The organism is Bifidobacterium tissieri, from assembly GCF_002259645.1.
Lineage (GTDB): Bacteria > Actinomycetota > Actinomycetes > Actinomycetales > Bifidobacteriaceae > Galliscardovia > Galliscardovia tissieri.
The window spans coordinates 184154-200641 of sequence record NZ_MWWV01000003.1 but is presented as its reverse complement, the minus strand read 5'-3'; the positions used below and the strand labels follow the sequence as shown (position 1 = coordinate 200641).

The window sequence follows — 16488 nt, the reverse complement described above, 5'->3', positions numbered from 1 at the left end:
TTGACTATTACGGTCCGGCATGGGCGGCGTTCTTGGCGGTTCGATCGCCCATACCGGGTTGTTCTTTCGTTTGCGGATCAACTCAGGCGGATCAACTCAGATCGAGACGAGATCCTTGGCCTTGAAGACCAGGCTGGCGCGGTAGTCGCCGGTCGGGTTGGCGTAGCGGACCAGCGCCTTGCGGGTCTGGCCGTCGAAGAACCAGCCTTCGTCGGCGGCGAGGAACTTGTCGTAGTTGAGGAATCGCGGAATCTCGCGTCCGGCCACTTCGGCGCTCAGCGGCGCGATGCGGCGGCACAGCACCTCGAGCTCCATGGTCTTCACGCGGGTCTCGTACGATCCCGTGCGAGCGAAGTCGATATCCACACCGTCGGCGGAGGGCGTCACCGTGACCGTGGTGCTGAGGTAGTCGCCATGCTCGTAGGCGCGGGTCACACCGTCGTCCTCGTACAGGTCGAAGGTGGTCTTCTCCCCCGGTTCGACGAGCAGGGTCAGATGGTCGATCGGCTGGTTGTGCAGGTTGGTCAGGCCGGGGCACTGCGGCACGATCGAACCGGCACGCAGGAACATCGGGATGCTGGACAGGGTCACCGGCACGGTGATCGTCTGCCCTCCGGCGAGCCACTGGCGGGTTTCGAAGTCATACCAGTCGGTGCCGGCCGGCAGGTACACGTCGATGGAATCGACGCCCTTGTCGAGCACGTTGGCCACGAGCAGCGAGGATCCGATCATGAACTCGAAGCTTTCGTTCCACGTGTTCGGATCGTTCTGGAACTCGTAGACGAGCGGTCGCATGATCGGCGCACCGGTGACGGACGCCTCGTGCAGCAGCGAGTAGTAGTACGGTGCGAGCTGGTAGCGCAAACGGATCGCGTCAGCGATGTAGTGCGTGTACTCGGGGTACATCCACGGCTCGGTCACCGTGTTGTCGGTGTTGCACGAGTGGATGGAGAAGCGCGGCTGGAACACGCCGTTCTGCACCCAACGCACGAACAGTTCCGGTTCGGGCGCGTGGCCGTCGAATCCGCCGATGTCGGCACCCTGGTTGGCCACGCCGGACAGGCCCATGCCAAGGATGGTCGGCACGTTGTACTTGAGGTTGGTCCACGAGGTGCCGTTGTCGCCGCACCAGGTCTGCGCGTAGCGCTGGATGCCCGCGTAGCCGGCGCGGTTGGTCACGTACGGACGCACGTCGGCGTCGAACGCCTCGATCGCGGTATGCGCGGTCTTGGCCATAAGCGTGCTCATCAGCGGCTTCACCTCGCCGATCGGACGCTTGAGTCCTTCGGTTTCGGCGATGGCGTCGTTGTCGGCGATCTCGTACTCGTTGTTGTCGTTCCAGATCCAGCGGATGCCGTTGGCGAGCAGCTGCTTGGTCATGTGCTCACTCCACTTGGCACGGCCCGCCGGGCTGGTGAAATCAACGAAGTGCGCGGGGCCTCCCCAGTAGCGGTCGACCTGCGAACCGGAATCGTCGGCGGTACGCACGTAGGCGCGCGCCTGCTCGAACTCGTCGGTCAGGTAGTGCGTGTTGAGCATGCCGGGCTTGATGTTCGGTGATACCTGCACGCCCTTCTCCTCGAGCGCCTCGACGAATCCGGCAGGGCTCGGGAAGCGGTCGTAGTTCCAGTTGTAGACGTAGCGCTTGCCGTCCTCGCCCGACGTGTATCCGGACGAGAGGAAGAAGCCGTCGACGGGGATGCCGTACTTGGCGCACGTGTCGACGAAGTCCTCGATGGCCTTGTCGCAGTCCTTGTCGAGTTCGGTGTAGAACATGGTCGATCCCATGTAGCCAAGGGAGCTGAGCGGCATCATCGCGGTCTTGCCGGTCAGGTCGGTGTAGTGTTCCACCACGTCCTTGATGGTCGGGCCGCCGATGAAGTACAGGTCGATGTCGCCGGCCTCGGCCTGGAAGTAGCTGTAGCGCAGCCAGTAGTTGCTGTGCTCGCAGTCCATGTCGAACACGGAATCGGCGGAGTTGTTGTAGAACAGGCCGTGGGTGAGGTTCCGTTCGGAGTCGAAGTTGATGTAGAACGGGATCATCTTGTACAGCGGATCGGACTTGGAGGAGTCCCAACCGAGCGAGTCGACGTTGTGCATGCGCATGCGACGGCGGATCTTGTTGAGTTCGCCGCTTTTCTCGCCGAATCCGTAGAAGTAGTTGTGGTTGCCCATCTTCGTGTAGTGGGTGGGACGACCGAGGCTGTCCTCCATGAACGAGCGGCCGGGCAGGTCGGAGTGCAGAACGTTGCCGTCCGCGTCCACGATCTCGAAGGCGAACGGATCGCTGTGGATGCGCAGCGTGTACGTGCCGGTGGACACGGTGTGCACGCCCGGTTCGGGTTCCGTCAGCTCGATGGCGATGGGTTCCACGCGGGTGCGCTCCCCCGCCATGAGTTCGTCGGACACGTCGTCCCATGCGGTCTTGACGATCGCGTAGTTGAGCTCCTCGGGAAACTCGTCCTTGAACGTGCTGCGAATGCGGATGATGTTCTCGTCGATCAGATACACCTGGAACTTGGCGCCGTTGGTGGTCACGTCGAGGTGATCGCCATGGTTCTCCAGACCGGTGAGCAGGGTGCTGATTTTCACTACGGCTCCTTCGCGTCATGCGTACGACTGCGATGCGTCGTCGTTCGTTGTCGTGCGCTGGTAAATGGTCACGGTCATGATCGCGATGTCATTGTCACGTCATGTCCGTATGACTCCAGTCTGCTGTGAGGCAGATCACAACGAATCGGATTTTCCGTCGTTTTCCATTTTTGAGAGCCGTTTTTCGTGAAGCAAATCACACTATTGCCGAACAAATCGCAGAATCAAGCGTTGCCAACAGTTTCACGAGATAATGGCGCTAAGAATCATCCTCATTTTCCACCGTTTTCCAAAATAGAGATCGCGCAACCGTCTGCGGACATATGCAAACATAGAAAAACCCGCCCGACGGAAGGAAGTCGGACGGGTTTATGGCACACACATCGCGGAACCGATCAAAACCGCGAAGTCACTTGCAAACACCGATCGCTCGAGTGGAGTTGCCCGGGTGATAAGTATTCGACTTACCGGCACGGTCGAAGGTGATTAGGCTACGAGAGGCGGCTTCCGATCGGCACAGATCTTCAGCTGCATTGCCGGGTACCATTATTGTCGCTGATAACGCCGTATGTTGGCAACCGTTTGCCAACATTTGACGCGATGTTCACCGAAACGGACAGCTCACTTGGCGAGCTTGGAGAAGTCGGCGAAGAGTTCGTCGTAGATCTGGCCCCAGGAGCGCTTGCCCTGGATGTACTTGACGGTCATCGAGTCGGTGAAGGAGTCGAAGAAGCCCTTGATCTCGGCCTTCGTCTCGTCCGACACGGCCAGCTCGTCGACCTTCGCCTTGATGCCGGCGTTGGCCTGGGCGCAACGCAGGGCCTCCCACTCGCCGTAGGTCATCGACTTGAACTTGCCGTCGAGGCCCTCGTTGAGCACGAAGGTGTTGGCGTCGGTCAGCGCGGCCAGCGTCGGCTCGATCTGGTCGGCCGGCGTGGCGAAGTCGAGCTGTCCGGCCTGGTCAAGACCGGTGAACGCGACCTTGCCGTCGTTGAACTCGGCTTGGATGAACACCATCTTGTCGATCTTCTCGTTGTACAGAATGATCTGCGCCATTGCATTGCCTTTCATGATTCGGCCGCCCCCATCGGTACGGCCGCGTGATTATTGATATTCAGTTGTTCTATTCAGTTATTTAGTTATTCATTCAGTTATGGATGAGCCGCGGACGGCATCCGCCACCCGCGGCTCACAACTCAGTGTCAGATCTGCTCGATCGGACGACCGTTCTTGTCCAGATCCGGCCACAGCTTCTCGTAGGGGTGACCGGTGAGCTCCTCGGCGACCTTGCGGGCCTCGTCGCTCACGTCCTTCTTGTCGCCGCCCTCCTCAAGGCGCTCGATCTCGGCCTTGAGCACGCCGTGGGTCTCACGGTCGAGGTAGATGTGACGGCTCAGCCACAGGGCCCAGGCGATCAGGATGGAGGTGCCCAGGAAGAACACCAGAACGATACCGACCTGAACGTTGTGCGGCGTGGTGTCGAAGTTCTTCATGGTGTCGGCCTTGTAGCCGGTGAGTTCCAGAAGGATACCGGCAACCCACGTGGCGATGGCACCGGTGGACTTGCGGAAGAAGGTCATCACGGAGGCGTACAGACCAGCGCGGTCACCACGGGTCATGATGTAGTCCACGTCAGGCATGAACGGGAAGAGGTTCCACGGGGTGAACTCAAGGGTTGCACGACCGCACTGGTAGATGATCGAGACGATCAGGAAGATCCAGAACGGGTTGTGAATGCCCATGGCCCACACGGCCACGTACGCGATCATGGCGATCAGGATGGAGACGTAGCTCAGGCGGAACAGGAACTTCGGGCCGTGGGTGATCATCAGGCGGGCGCACCAGATGGTCATCGGGATGCCGAGGATGGACATGGCCTGGAAGGTCCACGGCCAGGAGTCGCCGGCACCGGAGATGCAGCAGGCGATGAACGTCGGCAGCAGGGTGGAGTAGAAGTCCTTACCGGTGAAGCTCAGCAGGTACACGGCGAGGTGGGTACGGAACGCCTGGTTCTTGAAGGTGTCGGCGTAGCCCTTGATGGAGTCCTTGAGCACTTCGCCCACGGACTGCTTCGGACGGGAGTTGAGCTCCTCGATGAACTCCTTGGTGAGCGGGCGCTCCCAAGTGCCAAAGGTGGAGATGCCGATGGCGACCACGAACAGGACGGTCCAGGCGATACCGGCGATCAGGTAGGCGTTCGGGTTCTGGGCCTGCTTCAGGGCGGCCAGAATCAGGAACACCAGAGCGGTACCGGTGGCGGAGATCACCATACGGGAGCCGGAGAGCGTGGTGCGCTGGCTGTAGTCACGCGTCATCTCGGTGGGCAGGCATTCCCACGGCACGATCATCATAGCGATGATGATCTCCATGGCGATGTACACCACGAGGTAGTAGACCCAGCTGGTGGAGCTGATCCAGAACAGCGGGAAGACGCAGGCGAACAGCACAAGACCAATCGCCATGAAGAAGTGGCGGCGGCCGAACTTCTGGCCGAGCTTGGTCTTGTAGAAGTTATCGGTGATCAGACCGAGGAACAGGTTCCAGACACAGTCGACGATACGGCCGGCAGCGGCGATGGAACCGGCGATTGCGGGGTTGAAGCCCTGCGCCAGGGTGAGGTATGCGAAGATGACGCCGGAGACGATGTTGTTCCAGCCACCACCCATGAGGTCGAGCATACCGTACTGGATACCACGACCAATGGTGATGTCATGGGCCTTATAAGGCCACTTTGCGCTATTGGAGGCCAATGTTTTTCCTTCCTCGAAACGGTTCTCGAAAGAACCGCATCGGCATTGATGACGTGGAACCCTTTTTTCACGTCATACGTCGGGAATCGATGCGTCTACTGCCAGGTGCGACGCAGCGATCCGGCGGCCGAAATCATCCACGCTGCCAGTGCGCGAACAATTTCGTTCGTTTTTGTTCATTAGAAGAACCACACCTATTGTGGGTGTTTTACCGTGCACATGACCTATGGTTGCCATGATTTGCCTAAATATGACGAATGCCCGTTTCGCGTCGCGACCGAGAAAATGCCAGACTTGACATATCCGATCATGATGCGAAACGGGCATCACACGACCCTCGCGGAGGCTCGGGCCGAAAATCCTAGGACCCTCTCAGGATCTCAGAATCATAGAGCTCACAGGTTCAAGGCATCAGGCCTTGGCACCGCGGACCTTCTCGACAAGGGCGCGGGCGTCCTTGCAGGCCTGGGCGATGGCAGCCCAGTCGTGGGCCTTCTGCGCGGCGGACGGCACCGGGAAGGAGCCGCCGATGGCGAACACGTTGTTCAGGGACAGGTACTCCTCAGCGTTCTTGAGGCTCACGCCACCGGTGGGCAGGAACTTCATCTCGGCGAACGGGCCGTTGAGGGCCTTGAGGGTCTTCACGCCGCCGTAGGCCTCGGCCGGGAAGAACTTCACGTAGCGCAGGCCACGCTGGTAGGCGTCGTCCACGTCGGACGGGACGGCGGTGCCGGGGAGAATCAGAACGTCGTTCTCGAGGGCGTAATCCACCACGGACTTGGTGAAGGCCGGGGTCACCAGACCCTTGCAGCCGGCCTCGATGGAGGCCTTGGCCTGCTCCACGGTGTGCACGGTGCCGGCCACCAGGGTGACGCCCGGAACCTCGTCGCGGATCTTCTTCATGCCTTCGATGGCGTACGGGGAACGGAAGGTGACCTCAGCCACCGGAACGCCGCCCTCCTCAAGGGCCTTGGCCAGCGGGACGGCCTCCTCGACGCTGTGGAGGGTGACCAGCGGCACCACGCCCAGCTCGGAAAGGTAGGCCAGCTGCTCTTCGTTGGTCTTATCTGCCATAGTGATTACTCCTTTGTGTTGTTGCCAACAGATGGTTTTGCGGTTCTCGTGTTGCCACGTTTCCGATGCCGTCACTCGGCGCGACGGTGGGACGCCTTGAACGCCTCGAGTTCCTCCGGGGTAGGCAGACCCTCGTTGTCGGAGATGAACTGGGTCTGGATGGCACCGAGCGCGCAGCCACGCTCCAGAGCCTCGTCCACGGTCAGGCCATCCATAAGCGCCGACAGCGTACCGGCGGCGAAGCCGTCACCGGCGCCGACCGTGTCCACAACCTTGTCCACGACGAATCCGTGCACGTAGGTGGAGTCCTTGCCGTCGGTGGCGTACGCGCCCGCAGGACCGTCCTTGACCACGACGAGCTTGGCGCCGTTGTCGATGAACGCCTGAGCGGTGCTTTCCAGATCGTCGGCACCGAACAGCTCACGGCCTTCGCCGACGCCGGGCAGCACCAGATCGGCCTGGGCGGCAAGCTCGACGAGGGTCTTGCGCATCAGGTCGAGGTTCGGCCAGATGGCCGGACGCAGATTCGGGTCGAACGATACGTAGGCGCCATGCTCGCGGGCCTTGGCGATCAGCTCCTTGGCGGCGGCCAGCGTGGTCTCGCTCAGCGGAGGCAGGATGCCGGTGATGTGCACCAGCGAGATGCCGGAGAAATCAACCGCATCCACGTCGGCGGGAGCCAGAGTGGAGGCAGCGGAACCCTTGCGGAAGTAGGCGGTCTTCGGATCGCCCTTGCTCACCTTGGACTTCAGCATGAATCCGGTGGGATGCGTGTTGTCGATCGTCACCAGCGAGGTATCGATGTTGTTGCGCTTCATGAAGTTAAGGATTCGACCACCGAACGGATCCTCGGCCAGCTTGGTCATGTACACCGGCTTCTGTCCCAGACGGGACAGACCCACGGCCACGTTCAGTTCGGCACCGGCGACCGAGGCTCCGAACGTCTCGACCTCGGCCATGTCCCCCTCCTGCTGCGCGGTGAACAGCGCCATCGCCTCACCGACCAGCAGCACCTTGCCAGGCTTGATATCCACAGTTGATGCACCCAACGTCATGAGAAATCCCTTTGTTCAAAATGGATACGTCGTCTTGGCGGGGCTCGAACCCTGAACCCGGCCACTATCCATCATAGTAGCGGCACGATGTCGTAGGCCGGCAGCGTTGGCAGCATTTGCCATTCCTGTGGCGGAACTCACATTCGAAATCGGTTTCATAACATGGCCACGCCACACGCAAAATCGCATGATTCCGCCGTTTCTCAACGATATCCCAACGTTTTGCCAACCACTGAGTAGCATGAACGCCATGGCACTCATTCGATCGGCCACCACCGCAACAGGTCACACGCCGTTCCGCATTCCCGTACCCGTTCCGCCCGTCCGGGTTGTTCTGCCCGTTCTCGCGGCGAGCGCGATATCATGCTTCGCGCTGACGGCCTCATACACCGATGCCAAGGCGTTCCATGATTTTCCATCCGCACTCACGGACATCGCCACAACGATGAGCGCAACGGGCAGTGCCGCCGGTCTGGCCCTGTTCGTCGCGGTATTCGTCGTCGAACTTGCGGGATGGCAGGCATTCGCCAAAACGGCCCGCATTCGCGGATGGGCCGCGGGCACCGGTCTCGTCTTCGCGCTGTCACTCACCATCCCCGCCCACTACGATGGCGGCCGGCACGCTCCCCCGCAGGCCACGCCGACACTGCCGTATGTGGCACCGCAATATCGGACCATATGGTTCCATCTGTTCATGGTGCTGCGGTATGCCGGTTTCGCACTGCTCGCTATCGCCGCCATGGCCATACTGCTCTCGTGGGCCACGCGGGTCATGACACGGACTGTGCAAGAACGGACTGCACAGGACTCGACGCAAGCCATTGCGATGCCGGACAGCATAACGATGTCCAAATCCGCCAAATCCGCTTCCCGGGCCGCCACGTTCCTCCCCCGACTCTTCCACACCTTCTCCGCACGCAACGTCGCCATCCTGTTCGGCATGATCACCGTGTGCTGGCTACCATGGATGATTCTGCTGTGGCCGGTCAACATCGCGGCCGACACGATCGCCCAGATCATGTGGGTGCGTTCCGGATACGTCTGGGACCCGTCGTCGCGCGCGGTCGATCTCGGCTCGACGATGAACGACCAGCATCCGTGGCTCGACACCGTGATCTACGGATTCTTCGACCGGCTCGGTCTGGCCATGGGCAGCGAACAGTGGGGCCTGTATCTGCTGGCCGTACTGCAGACACTGGCCATCATCGCCGCATTGGCGGTCGTGCTCTCCTATCTGGGCGGCGTGATGCGCGTGCCGTGGCAGTACTGCGCGGGCGCATTGGCGTTCGTGGGGCTCACGCCCTGCTTCGGCCGCACGTCCATGGCGATCGTCAAGGACACCACGTCGATGCCGTTCTTCCTGCTGCTCATGGTGCTCATGATCGAATACGTGCGACGGATAGTCGCCGGCGAGCGCCTCGGTCCATGGCTGATCGTCGGCATCGTGGTGCTGGCGGTGATCTGTGCGGAGACCCGCAAGATCGCGATGGAAATCATCGCCGCGTCGTTCCTTGTGTTCGCCGTGGCATTGCGCGGACGGCGTCTGATCTCACTGTCGCTGGCCGTGATACCGGTCGTGCTGGTGAGCGTGATCACGGCGATCGTGTTCCCGTTGCTGCATGTGGCACCCGGCGGACGCCAGGAGATGATCAGCATTCCGCTGCAGCAGACGTTGTATGTCGTGGCCAAGTATGACGGATACGCGCCGGGCATGCATCCGACCGATTCGACGGACGATTCGACGGACGGAGGTTCGACGAAACCGCTGCTTTCCGACGATGACCGGGCCGTGGTCGACTCGGTGAACATGTGCACCACGAGTCAGCTGCGGCGATATCTCTTGATCGAACCGTATCGGGCCCACGAGATCGGCAGCGCCGACACGATCAAGGATCTCTGCTACGATCACACCGCCACCACCGCCGACACCGCACGGTTCCTGATGCTGTGGGCAAGGCTCGGCGTCACGCATATCGGCGACTATCTGCATGCCGTGCCGTGGCTGCGCGATCCGTTCACGATGAGCTCGTATTACGACGAGGGCTGGTACGTGCGATGGGGGTGGGAGAGCGAGAATCCGCAGCGTTTCATCCTTCCCGAATACCACAGCGACGACGAGGGCGCGGAGAAATCCATACCGCAGCAGTACGGCGCGGCGATCTACAAGACGCTGGCGCACATGCCCGGCGTATCGTTCCTGATGAGCGAGGCCACGTATGCGGTATTCGTGCCGCTGACCGCATTGGCGCTGTGCTGTCTGGCGGGCGCGGAACGACGACGCAATCTCGTGCTGTTCACGCCGTGGGCGCTGACCATACTCACGCTCCTGCTGCTGCCCGGCCATCAGACCCGGTACACGTGGACGCTGGCGTTCGGCGCGGCGATCATCGCCGCCATTCCGTTGATGCGACTGCCACGGAAACCGGTTAACCTGAAGAATGGAGAACGCGCGAAGAACGAGTGAAATCGGATTCCGCAACATCTGCGGCCCGGTTTCAGATCGAGCCGCAACCGTTCGCATCGTTCGATGAACACCCGCCATGGCCTTTCAAGGAGGTTCCGCAGTCATGAGTCGCCCAGCGAAAGCGAAACGCAAGCCCAGCATCGCCGATGTGGCGGCCGCAGTCGGCGTATCCAAGACCACGATTTCGCGGTATCTGCACGGCGAATACGATTACATGTCCGCCGACACGCGCGCCCGCATCGAGGCGGTGGTCAAGGAACTCGGATACCGGCCGAACAAGATGGCGCAGGGACTCAAGGCCACGAACAGTCGTATGATCGGCGTGACGATCGCGAACATCAGCAATCCGTTCAGTTCACAACTGCTCAAGGGCATGCAGTCCGTGTGCCGGGCACGCGGCATCCAGCTATTGGTCAGCGATGCCGACGACGATCCGGCGCTGGAACGTGCGGCCATCGAATCGCTGATGGATTCACAGGTGGACGGGCTGATCATCAACACGGTCGGCGGCAACGACGAGTTCTTGACAACGTTCGCAAGCACGGCGGGCAATCCTCCGATCGTGATGCTCGACCGTATGATCTCGCCGATCGTCTGCGACTGCATCGTGACCGACAATGCCGGCGCAGTGGACATGATGCTCGATCACGTGCGCGAGCGCGGATTCACGTACGCGGTGTTCGTGACGCAGCCGGCTGCCGGCATCACGACCCGACAGACCCGCGCGGAGGCGGTCCGCGCGTATCTCGCCACGCATGACCTCGCCGGAGAAGTGCTGGAATATGCCGATTCGCCGCGCGACGATATGGATTACGGCGGTATGACTGGCGGCAGCGGTGCGGTTAGCGGCAGCACGGCTGGCCACGGTAGGGCGGTTGACAACGACTCGGCTACTCACGGCAGCACAATTGGTCACTGCGGCACGGTTGACGACGGCAGCACGGTTGACGATACAGTCGGCGATAACGGCATAGTCGACGATGGCAACGGCGTCGGACTTGCCGCACGACTCACATCGATTCTGGATGCGCACGTCGGCGAGCGCATCTGCATATTCGCCAACAACGAGGATGCAATGTGCGACGTGTTCGCCGTACTGGCCGAGCCGAGCGAACCATTGAGCGAGTCGTGCGCGAACGGCGACGATCATGATGGTCGTAACGATATCGATCGTGGCAAAGACCGCGACAATGCTGCCGGCAACGTCGGTCACAGCAACGATCACAACCATGTTGCCGACGACGATCACGACTCTGCAATCGGCGCCGGCACGGTGAACGGCGTGGGCACGACGGTGGGGCTGTGCGCGTTTGCCACTGAACGATGGGCACGATACAGCGGCCCGGGCATCACCTGTCTGGATCAGAATCCGGTGCTCATGGGACGCACGGCCGCGTCGCGACTGATCGCACGCATCTACGACGGCGACTCCTCACCCGCGGAACGATTGGAGATCCCGGCCCGACTCAGGGTGTTCGGTTCGACCCAAAAGCGGTAGAGCGCCGGTGCCGTTGCCCAACGGGATTCAGCGTGCCGCCTTCATCCTCTTCCGCGGATTTCCGCTCGGGGAAACGCGTCAGCCAGCGGACTGACCGACGAGACGGCACACGTTGCCACGCAACGCTTCACACCACACAACGTTCCTTGCCACACAATGCGGAATCACCGCGAAAGTGCGCATCCAACACACGTATGCGCCGAACAAGCACCGGACGCACGCCCCGATGCTCATATGACACATACGTGCGTCCGACAAGCACCGAAGAGACTGCTCAGTGCTCAAACGACGCACGAATACGTCACTTAAGCACCGGAGACACGCTGTGATGCTCATATGACACACGCATGCGCCAAACAGGCACCGAAAACACACTTCGGTGCTTATATGACGCAGGAGTGCGGAGAATACGGACGTACGGAAAACGACACGCCGATAGGATGGACTTAGTTGACCGGTACACATAAGCGTGGCATACTCAAGTCAACGCTTGTTAACCGGTACACAAAACCGGTACACAACAAGCACGTAGTACACAGCAATCAGCAAGCATTTCAACAACCAGCAACACCACCGGAACGGCGACATACGCAACGACCAGCGGACCGTCGAACCCCACGGACATACCTGCCCACTGCCATACTCAGGGGCACCGGCTCAAGGAGGAGCGCAATGATCACCGGAATCATGGGCATACTGCTCATCCTCTCCTTCGTCTGCTTCGCGGTATACGCGATGAAAGGCGGCAACCTCACCATCGGATTCTTTGTGCAGACCATCGTCTGGCTGCTCATCTACTTCCTCGGCGTGGCATTCGGCGTCGGCGAACCGTTCGACGTGGTGGAGGACATCTTCGCCCAGCCGGCCCTCACCTACGGTCCGACGATCATCCAGATCGTCTGCGGCGCATGGTTCGGCCGTGTACTCGTGGACACCGGCATCGCATCGTCGATCTCCTACCGCACCGCCAAGGTCGGCGAGAAGAACCCCGTACTCGCCACCATCTGCATGGCCACCGTCACCTGCCTTATCTTCACCAGCGCCTACGGCGTGGGCTCAGCCATCGCCATCGGTGTGATCCTCTTCCCGATCATGGGCCGCCTGGGCGTACCCAAGCGCGTGGCCGTGCCCGTGTTCACCCTGTCCATCGGTGCCGCCATGTGGGTCAACAGCGTGCTGTTCGTGCAGTTCGCCGCCTTCTACCAGGACTACAAGTCCCCCGACGGATCCGTGGTGGGCTGGGGCACTCACTATCTGCGCTTCGGCATCGCCGCACTGGCCGTGCAGATGCTCGGCGTAATCATCTTCATCCTCATCAACGCCAAGGCCATCAAGAACGGCACCCCGTACGAGGTGGGCGATCCCGACGAACGTCCGACCGACATCCCCGATGTGCCGGTGTGGACCTACATCATGCCGATCGTGCCCGTGGCCCTGTGCATCGTCCTGCAGTGGAACGCCGTGCCGGCCCTCATGCTCGCCACTATCCTCACCTTCGCGTTCACCGGTCACATGAAGACCCTCAAGGGCTTCGGCCGTATGATCGAATCCACCGCCAAGACCGCCATCGGCGACATCGGCCCGCTGATCATCATGCTGCTCGTGCTGCGCTTCTTCCAGGAGACGGCCGTCACCGTGATGAAGGACTTCGGCCCGGTGCTCACCCCGCTCATCCCGAACAACACGTTCATCCTCGGTCTCGCCTTCTGCATCCTCGCCCCGCTCGCCCTGTTCCGCGGTCCGCTGGAACTGTACGGCGCCGGCTCCGCGGTGATCAGCATCTTCATGGCCACCGGCATGTTCAACGCCTGGTTCCTGTTCGCACTGCTCGTCGTGCCGTCCATGACCTGCATCTCCGCCTGCATCACGCAGTCGTGGAACACCTGGTCGGTGGGCTACACCGGACTCGAACCCAAGACCTTCCTCAAGAACGGCGTGCCCGTCTACTGGGCCTGTACCTTCCCGATCATGGGCCTCGCCGGACTGCTGCTGTTCTAATCACCGCCATATTCCCAACCGTTCCCCGACTGCAACGACTACAACGACTACAACGACTACAACGGAATCCGGAACCATGGATCGGATCGTTCCCGACCGCGGTTCCGGACCATAACCAACACGCATCATCGACGCCATCGGACAACACCGAACGTCACGAAAGGACAATGTCATGACCGCACAGACCACCTCCGCAGCAACACAGACCCACACCATCGGCATTAATACGCTCGTTTACCTGACCGATCTCACCAACAGTGTCCCGCAGTCCGAACTACTGCCGCGTATCGCCGATCTCGGCATCACGCTCGCCGAGGTCCGCCGCGAATACATCGCCGACGACACCGAATTCGACCGCATCGCAGCCGCGGCCAAGGCCGGTGGACTCGCGCTCTTCTACTCCGTGCCGGAGATCATCACCGCGAACGGCGTCGCCAATCCGGCATTGCAGCAGTACTTTACCGAGGCGAAGCGCATGGGCGCCACGAACGTTAAACTCAATCAGGGTGATGTGAAGGACGTTGCCGCCGACGTGTTGCACGGCATCGACGCGCTCGCCGCCGAATACGGCGTGACCGTGACCATCGAAAACGATCAGACCCCCGAAAACGGCACGCTCGACTGCACGCGTGCCTCGCTCGCCAACGTGGCCGCCGCCGGCAGCGCGATCGGATACACGTTCGACCTCGGCAACTGGTTCTGGCGCGGCGAGGACCCGGCCGCCGCATTCGCCGAACTCAAGGACTCGGTCAGCGTGTTCCACCTCAAGAACGTGAACGGTGCCACCGAGCGTGACGAACTCGCCACCACCATGCTCGAAAACGGTGTGATCGACTGGAAGACCCTGCTTTCCCAGCTGCCCGCCGACGTCCCCGTGTTCCTTGAGTTCCCGATCGACGCCGCGAATGTCGCCGCGCAGGTCGAGCAGGTTCGTGCCGCGCTGGCGTAGGAACGTGTCGAACTCGAACTGCGGTAACACCACACTGATGCGCCGCTGATTCGTCACGGATCCGCCGCTGATTCATCCTGATTCATGGAGTCCAGCACCGGCCTGACTGAGTACCGACGGTCTCGGCACTGACAGTCTCGATCCCAACAGCCTATGTACTGACAGCCTGTGTACCAACAGCCTGTGTACCAACAGCCTGTGTACCAACAGCCTGTGTACCAACAGCCTGTGTACTGACAGCACCGGACGCACCGGACTCCATCCCCAATCTTTTCCACGCCATCCACAGCGTGCAAACGGTCTTCATCCCGCTCCCCCCGCACGCACTTCTCAACTCCACAACTCCCCGCCCTCACTCGCTTTCCCCACCCCACACACCACACACCCAACCCGTAAGGACCCCGCAATGCCAGAAGTCATGACCATCGGCGAACCCATGGTGAACCTCATCGCCGACTCCGACCAGACCTACATGGAAGCCCGCACCCTGCCCACCCAGATGGCCGGCGCCGAATTCAACGTCGCCATCGGTGTACGCCGTCAAGGCCACACCGTCAGCTACGTGACCACGCTCGGCAGCGACTGGCAGGGCGACATGATCGTCGACTACATGACCAACGCCGGCATCGACACCGCCAACATCAGCCGCAGCAGCGAAGCCGCCACCGGCTCCCAGCTCAAAGTAGTCCTGCCCGACGGCGACCCCAAGGTCATCTACTTCCGCAAGGGTTCCGCCGCCAGCCGCACCACGCCCGACATCGTCGACGACATCGACTTCGGTGGGCTGCGCATCCTGCATGTATCCGGCGTGTTCGCAGCGCTCGCCGACAACACATACGCCACCATCGAGCGGCTGATCGACGCCGCCCACGACCACGGTGCGACCGTCACGTTCGACCCGAACCCGCGCCCCACCCTGTGGTCCAGCGAAGAGGAGATGATTCGCGCCACCAACGCGCTCGCCGCCAAGTGCGACGTGTTCATGCCCGGCCTGTCGGAGGGGCAGATGTTCTCCGGACGCGAGGACGCGCGCGACGTGGCCGACTTCTATCTCGACATGGGCGTGCGGCAGGTGATCATCAAGCTCGGTGCCAACGGATCGGCACTGTTCTCACGCAACGACGACGGCGAGCGCGTGGAGACCGTAGTGCCCAGTTTCGTGGTGGATGTGGTCGACACCGTGGGCGCCGGCGACGGATTCGCATCCGGCGCGATCACCGCGCTGCTGGAGGATCTGCCCGCCGATCGTCTGCTCGAGCGCGCGAATGCCGTGGGCGCGATCCAGGTGACCAGCGTCTCCGATTCGGAGGGGCTGCCGAGCCGCGAACAGCTTGACTCATTCATCGCCAACACCCCCAGAAAGGAAGTATCGCTGTGAAACTGCAGGTTGCAATCGATCGCGTGGATATTCCACGCGCGGTGGAGATCATCCGCCAGGTGGCCGATTCGGCCGATGTGATCGAAGTGGGAACGTCGCTGACCAAGGAGTTCGGTGTGCGTGCACTCGGTCCGCTGATCGAGGCGGCGAACGGCACTGCCGTACTCGGCGATATCAAGACATGCGACGAAGGACGGTACGAATTCGATCTCGGATTCGACTGCGGATTCCGGTATCTGACCGTGATGGGATCGTCGTCGAAGGGCACGCTCGACGTGTGTTATGCGTCCGCCGAAACGCATGACGGCGTGATGATGATCGATCTGCTAGAGTGCGACGACGATCGTATCGAGCGGATCAGCGACTACGACAATGCCGTGTATTGTCTGCACACGTCGGTCGATTCCGGCGCGACGGCCGATCCGGTCGGTCAGGTGCGTGCGTTCAAGGCGCGGTATCCGCGGATTCGTCATATCGCCATCGCCGGAGGCATCACGAAGGATCAGCTGGCCGGGCTCGCCGCCGAGGGCGTGGAGATCGCGATCATGGGGTCGGCCATCACCAAGGCCGCCGATATCGCCGCCGCCTGCGCCGAGTGCAAGGCCGCGTGCAGAACCGCGTGACGGCCGAATGCGAACCTGCAGGCAAGACCGGACTTAAGACCTCAATCTCTTAGTGTGATCACACTAAGAGATTGCATACGACCGTCACCAATCAAAACACCAAGGAA

11 protein-coding genes are annotated in these 16488 nt (G+C 61.3%); 6 read left to right on the top strand and 5 right to left on the bottom strand.

Annotation, left to right across the window (positions count from 1 at the left end; translation table 11 throughout):
• Positions 1–96: 96 nt before the first annotated feature.
• The 5 genes from BTIS_RS02370 to BTIS_RS02350 form a co-directional block, all read right to left on the bottom strand.
• Positions 97–2592, bottom strand: coding sequence for a glycoside hydrolase family 31 protein (locus tag BTIS_RS02370; RefSeq protein WP_094662296.1), 2496 nt, complete (start codon positions 2590–2592; stop codon positions 97–99).
• A 621-nt stretch (positions 2593–3213) separates the two neighbouring features.
• Positions 3214–3648: a hypothetical protein gene (locus tag BTIS_RS02365; protein ID WP_094662294.1), complete on the bottom strand. Its 435-nt coding sequence runs from the start codon at positions 3646–3648 to the stop codon at positions 3214–3216.
• Positions 3649–3794: 146 nt separating this feature from the next.
• Positions 3795–5342: an MFS transporter gene (locus BTIS_RS02360; protein ID WP_245819222.1), complete on the bottom strand. Its 1548-nt coding sequence runs from the start codon at positions 5340–5342 to the stop codon at positions 3795–3797.
• A gap of 411 nt (positions 5343–5753) precedes the next feature.
• Positions 5754–6416, bottom strand: a complete 663-nt coding sequence (gene eda, locus BTIS_RS02355; protein WP_094662292.1) for a bifunctional 4-hydroxy-2-oxoglutarate aldolase/2-dehydro-3-deoxy-phosphogluconate aldolase — start codon at positions 6414–6416, stop codon at positions 5754–5756.
• A 71-nt stretch (positions 6417–6487) separates the two neighbouring features.
• A complete protein-coding gene (locus tag BTIS_RS02350; RefSeq protein WP_094662290.1) occupies positions 6488–7471 on the bottom strand; it encodes a sugar kinase in 984 nt (327 codons plus the stop codon).
• 250 nt (positions 7472–7721) lie between these two features.
• On the opposite strand from BTIS_RS02350, the gene BTIS_RS02345 reads away from it, so the two are divergent.
• The 6 genes from BTIS_RS02345 (at position 7722) to BTIS_RS02320 (ending at position 16381) form a co-directional block, all read left to right on the top strand.
• Entirely contained in the window at positions 7722–9935 is a 2214-nt protein-coding gene (locus BTIS_RS02345; RefSeq protein WP_143248842.1) for a DUF6020 family protein, read from the top strand.
• Positions 9936–10038: 103 nt separating this feature from the next.
• Positions 10039–11433, top strand: coding sequence for a LacI family DNA-binding transcriptional regulator (locus BTIS_RS12025; protein WP_245819221.1), 1395 nt, complete (start codon positions 10039–10041; stop codon positions 11431–11433).
• 672 nt (positions 11434–12105) lie between these two features.
• Complete coding sequence (locus BTIS_RS02335) at positions 12106–13431, top strand: gluconate:proton symporter (RefSeq protein WP_094662285.1); 1326 nt, start codon at positions 12106–12108, stop codon at positions 13429–13431.
• A gap of 172 nt (positions 13432–13603) precedes the next feature.
• Positions 13604–14380, top strand: a complete 777-nt coding sequence (locus BTIS_RS02330) for a sugar phosphate isomerase/epimerase family protein (RefSeq protein ID WP_094662283.1) — start codon at positions 13604–13606, stop codon at positions 14378–14380.
• 406 nt (positions 14381–14786) lie between these two features.
• Positions 14787–15758: a sugar kinase gene (locus BTIS_RS02325; RefSeq protein ID WP_094662281.1), complete on the top strand. Its 972-nt coding sequence runs from the start codon at positions 14787–14789 to the stop codon at positions 15756–15758.
• Positions 15755–16381, top strand: coding sequence for an orotidine 5'-phosphate decarboxylase / HUMPS family protein (locus tag BTIS_RS02320; protein WP_094662279.1), 627 nt, complete (start codon positions 15755–15757; stop codon positions 16379–16381). Before BTIS_RS02325 ends, BTIS_RS02320 begins: the two co-directional genes overlap by 4 nt.
• Positions 16382–16488: the final 107 nt, after the last annotated feature.